The organism is Actinophytocola sp. (genome assembly GCF_035712165.1).
In the GTDB taxonomy this organism is placed as follows: domain Bacteria; phylum Actinomycetota; class Actinomycetes; order Mycobacteriales; family Pseudonocardiaceae; genus DASYTH01.
In genome coordinates this window covers 1-4829 of record NZ_DASTBH010000358.1, presented here as the reverse complement: position 1 = coordinate 4829, position 4829 = coordinate 1, and the positions used below count along the sequence as shown (strand labels likewise).

Below are 4829 nucleotides of genomic sequence, written 5' to 3'. Positions count from 1 at the left end.
GGTCAGCGCGAGCAGCGACTCCGAGCCGTCCCACTCGACCTGGCAGACGCTCTCCGCCGGCCCGCCCGCGAGCACCCGGTGCGGCCCGAACACCCCGTCCGGCCCGATCTCGGCGACGCACAACTCCGTTCCGTCCCAAGGCATCCGCGGATGCTCCCAGCCGATCCAGGCGGCGCGCCCGCCGTCCGGGCTGACCTTCGGGCCGGTCATGAAGTGGTGGCTCGCGCCGAGCACGCGCACCGCGTCCGGGTCGGTGGCCGCCGCACCGGAGGTGGGCAGGCCGACCAGGTCCCGCCGGATGTCGGTCGGCCGGTCCCCGGTGACGGTCTCGCGCACGCACCACACGTGGGTGCCGTCCGGCCCGGCGGTCAGGTCGGCGTAGCGCAGGCCGTGCCGCCGCTCGGGTCGCGGGCTCAGCGGGGTCGGCGCGCCCCGCTCCGGGTCGGCCAGATAGACCCGCTGGTCGTCCCAGTTGGTGAACGCGATCCCGGCGTCCAGACCGGTCCACGGGCGGCCGCCGTACTCGTGCACCCGGTTGCGCACGTTCCACGGCTCACCGAGCAGTTCGGCCGGAGGCCCGCCGGGAACCCCGCGCAACAGCGTGACCCGGCCGCCTTCCTCCGGCCGGCTCTCGGTCCACCACACCGAACCCGCGTGCGCGCCGACCCACTGCGGGGACCGGTGCGCGGTGGCGGCGATGGTGGCGGACACCGGCGAGATCCAGGTTCCGTAGGGTGCGATCTTCACCATGCGACGACCCTAACGGCTTCGCCTGGTCACCGTCCGCCCACAGCTGAAACAGTCGGCAACTGGGGACGCGGAACGGACCTGCTCCACGCCGCCGTTTGCCCTAGGGTCAGAGGTGTTATGGCACGGGTTATTCATATCTTTCGCCAACCCGACCGGTTCGTGGCCGGCACGGTCGGGCAACCCGGCGACCGCACGTTCTACCTGCAGGCCTCGGAGCACGCCCGGACCATCAGCGTGACGCTGGAGAAACAGCAGATGGCCGTGCTCGCCGAGCGGATCGGCTCACTGCTGGAGGAGGTGCACCGGCGGTTCGGCGCGGACCTGCCGGACGAGGTACCGGACGACCAGGTGGACAGCGACCCGCTGGAGATCCCGCTGGAGGAGGAGTTCCGGGTCGGCACCATGGGTCTGGGCTGGGACTCCGAGTCCCGCGCCGTGGTGATCGAACTGCTCGCCGTCACCGAAGGGGAGGTCGACGAGTCCGTCGTGCTGGACGACACCGAGGAGGGGCCGGACGCGGTGCGGGTTTTCCTTACCCCGACCAGAGCGCGCGCGTTCGCCGAACGGGCCGACCGGGTGGTGCGGGCCGGCCGCAAGCCGTGCCCGCTGTGTGCCGAGCCGCTCGACCCGGACGGACACGTGTGCCCTCGGCAAAACGGGTACCGGCGCGCCGAAGAGTCCGACTGAGGTGTTGCCGAGCGACCCCGCGGCCGTCGAGCTGGTCACCTGCGGAAAGATCGAGATCGAAGGCCGGTTGGTCGACGCCTCCAACGCCACCCTGTTCTGCGGGATCAGCGCCGAGGGCGTCGATGCCAAGTGCGTGTACAAGCCGGTCAGCGGGGAACGCGCGCTGTGGGACTTCCCGGACGGCACGCTGGCCGGCCGGGAGGTGGCCAGCTATCTGCTGTCCGAGGCCGCCGGCCTGCACCTGGTGCCGCCCACGGTGTACCGGGACGGCCCGTTCGGGCCCGGCATGGTTCAGCTCTGGGTGGACACCAAGGACGGCGACGACCTGGTCGACGTGGTCGCGCCGCGGGACGTCCCGGCCGGCTGGCGGCGGGTGCTGCGGGCCATGGACCGGTTCGGCGACCCGGCCGTGCTCACCCACTCCGACCATCCGGACGTGTGCCTGCTCGCCGCGCTCGACATCGTGCTGAACAACGCCGACCGCAAGGGCGGCCACGTGCTGCACGGCACCGACGGCCGGGTCTACGGCGTGGACCACGGGATCTGCCTGCACGCCGAGCCCAAGCTGCGCACGGTGCTGTGGGGCTGGGTGGGGGAGCGGCTGCCGGACGAGGCGGTCGAGGCGTTGCGGACGCTGCGCACGGCGGTGCGCGGCCCGCTGGGCTCCGCCCTGGCCGAGCACCTGACCAGGGCGGAACTGCGGGCCCTGCAGCGCCGCCTGACCGACCTGCTGGCCGACCCGGTGTTCCCCACCCCGAGCGCGGACTGGCGGGCCATTCCCTGGCCGGCGTTCTAGGGACGGGGTTCTCCGGCGCGTCCTGACGGCCTCCGGGCCGCCGCTCGCCTAGCGTTGTCGGCCGTGCGCTCCCAGAACTACGGCCGCGACGTGCTCGCCGGTCGCTCGCGTCGGCCGGCGGCCGAGATCCCCACGATCCCGGCCGAGCCGGGCCTGGTGGTCGAGGAGCCGGGCAGCGGGTTCTGCGGCGCGGTGGTGCGGTTCGAGCAGGGCAACGTGGTGCTGGAGGACCGCGCAGGCCGGCACCGGCTGTTCCCGCTCAACCCGGCCGGGTTCCTGGTCGACGGGCGTCCGGTGACGCTGGTGCGGCCCACCGCTCCCGCGGCGCGGCCGACCCGGTCCGCGTCGGGCTCCGTGCGGGTGGCCGGCGTGCGGGCCCGGACCGCGCGGGACAGCCGGCTGTGGGTCGAGGGGATCCACGACGCCGAGTTGGTGGAGCGCGTGTGGGGGCACGACCTGCGGGTCGAGGGCGTGGTGGTGGAGCCGCTGCACGGGATCGACGAGCTGACCGCCCGGGTGGCCGAGTTCGGCACCGGTCCGGGCCGGCGGCTGGGCGTGCTGGTCGACCACCTGGTCGCCGGCAGCAAGGAGGCGCGCCTGGTCGGCCAACTCGACGACCCGCACGTGCTGGTCACCGGCCATCCCTACGTGGACGTCTGGCAGGCGGTGCGGCCGGCGGCGGTCGGCATCGCGAGCTGGCCCCGGATACCGCGCGGGACACCGTGGAAAGAGGGGATCTGCGCGGCGCTGGGCTGGGGCGAGCCGGCCGACGGCTGGCGGCGGGTGCTCGCCGGGGTGAGCAGCTTCCGCGACCTGGAGACACCGTTGATCGGCGCGGTGGAACGCCTGATCGACTTCGTCACGGACGGCGGCTGACCAGCCGAATTTGACCACCATCGGTAGCGACAGTCCCGGAGGCTTCACCATGTTGCGTTCACTTTCCGAAACCATCTCCATATCCGGCGTGACTTTCTGAGAACATAACGAGCATGGCCGCGCTCATCTGGTTGATCGGCGGAATCGTCCTTGTCGCAGCAGAGATCCTCTCCGGTGACTTCTTCCTGCTCATGCTCGGCATCGGCGCGCTCACCGCGGCGCTGGCCGAGGTGCTGTTCGGCAACACGCTGATCAGCCTCGGCGTGTTCGCCGTGTCGTCCATCGGTCTGGTCACGTTTGCCCGCCCGTGGTTCAAGGCGAGGTTCCACGGCGCGATCGTGCCCGACAACGTCCAGGCACTGATCGGCGGAAAGGCCACCGCACTGTCCCGAGTGGACGATTCGGGCGGCCAGGTAAAGCTCAACGGCGAGGTCTGGTCGGCCCGGTCGTTCGACGACAAGCAGGTGATCGAGCCGGGCACCTCGGTCACCGTCATGGAGATCACCGGGGCCACCGCGATCGTCTGGGCGGAACCGGTTTGACCAGTTCGGGACCGCTCCCACCGCCGTGCTCGAGCGATGATCATCGCCGGGTAGAGTCTGCAGCCCAGCGCTGAGTGGAGGAAAGATTGGCCGCCCTCGTCATCGTCGTCGCCATCGGTGTGCTCCTGGTAGCGATCATCGTGGTCAAGTCGATCCTGGTGATCCCGCAGGCGCAGTCCGCCGTGATCGAACGACTCGGCCGGTTCCGCACCGTCGCCGAGCCCGGGTTGAACTTCCTGATGCCGTTCCTGGACAAGGTCCGGGCCCGGATCGACCTGCGCGAGCAGGTGGTGTCCTTCCCGCCGCAGCCGGTGATCACCCAGGACAACCTGACCGTGTCCATCGACACCGTCGTCTACTTCCAGGTGACCGACTCGCGGGCGGCGGTGTACGAGATCTCCAACTACATCGTCGGCGTCGAGCAGCTCACCACCACCACACTGCGCAACGTCGTCGGTGGCATGAGCCTGGAGGAGACGCTCACCTCGCGTGACTCGATCAACCAGCAGCTGCGCGGGGTGTTGGACGAGGCCACCGGCCGGTGGGGCATCCGGGTCGCCCGGGTGGAGCTCAAGGCGATCGACCCGCCACCGTCCATTCAGGACTCGATGGAGAAGCAGATGCGCGCGGACCGGGAGAAGCGCGCCATGATCCTGACCGCCGAGGGCTCCCGCGAGGCGGCGATCAAGACCGCGGAAGGCCAGAAGCAGAGCCAGATCCTGTCGGCGGAGGGCGCCAAGCAGGCCGCCATCCTGGCGTCGGAGGGCGAGCGGCAGTCCCGCATCCTGCGCGCCCAGGGCGAGCGTGCCGCCCGGTACCTGCAGGCGCAGGGTCAGGCCAAGGCGATCGAGAAGGTGTTCAACGCGATCAAGGCGGCCCGGCCCACCCCCGAGGTGCTCGCCTACCAGTACCTGCAGACCCTTCCGCAGATGGCGCAGGGCGACGCGAACAAGGTCTGGATGGTCCCGTCCGACTACGGCAAGGCGCTGGAGGGTTTCGCCCGCATGCTCGGCGCGCCCGGCGACGACGGCGTGTTCCGCTACGAACCGCCCGCCGACACCGGTGAGCGGCCGAAGCCGGAGGAGGACGACCCGTCGGTCGCCGACTGGTTCGACACCGCCCCGGACCCGAAGGTCGCCGAGGCCGTCGCCGCCGCGGAAGCCGTGGCACGCAAGGAG

At 71.3% G+C, this 4829-nt stretch carries 5 protein-coding genes and 1 pseudogene; 5 read left to right on the top strand and 1 reads right to left on the bottom strand.

Going from position 1 to position 4829, the window contains the following annotated elements:
* Positions 1-750, bottom strand: a pseudogene (locus tag VFO68_RS19940) (S9 family peptidase); the annotation flags it as partial.
* 117 nt (positions 751-867) lie between these two features.
* On the opposite strand from VFO68_RS19940, the gene VFO68_RS19935 reads away from it, so the two are divergent.
* From VFO68_RS19935 to VFO68_RS34375, 5 genes are all read left to right on the top strand, one after another.
* Positions 868-1437 (top strand): DUF3090 domain-containing protein, encoded by a 570-nt coding sequence (locus tag VFO68_RS19935; protein WP_325159843.1) that lies wholly within the window; start codon positions 868-870, stop codon positions 1435-1437.
* A gap of 1 nt (position 1438) precedes the next feature.
* On the top strand, positions 1439-2233 hold the full coding sequence (locus VFO68_RS19930; protein ID WP_325159842.1) for an SCO1664 family protein: 795 nt from the start codon (positions 1439-1441) through the stop codon (positions 2231-2233).
* A gap of 63 nt (positions 2234-2296) precedes the next feature.
* Positions 2297-3109 carry a DUF3097 domain-containing protein gene (locus VFO68_RS19925; RefSeq protein ID WP_325159841.1) on the top strand — a complete coding sequence of 271 codons (813 nt, stop codon included), beginning with the start codon at positions 2297-2299 and terminating at the stop codon, positions 3107-3109.
* A gap of 113 nt (positions 3110-3222) precedes the next feature.
* Complete coding sequence (locus tag VFO68_RS19920) at positions 3223-3651, top strand: NfeD family protein (protein ID WP_325159840.1); 429 nt, start codon at positions 3223-3225, stop codon at positions 3649-3651.
* A gap of 86 nt (positions 3652-3737) precedes the next feature.
* Positions 3738-4829, top strand: a 1092-nt coding sequence (locus VFO68_RS34375; protein WP_325159839.1) for an SPFH domain-containing protein, incomplete at its 3' end; no start/stop codon positions are given.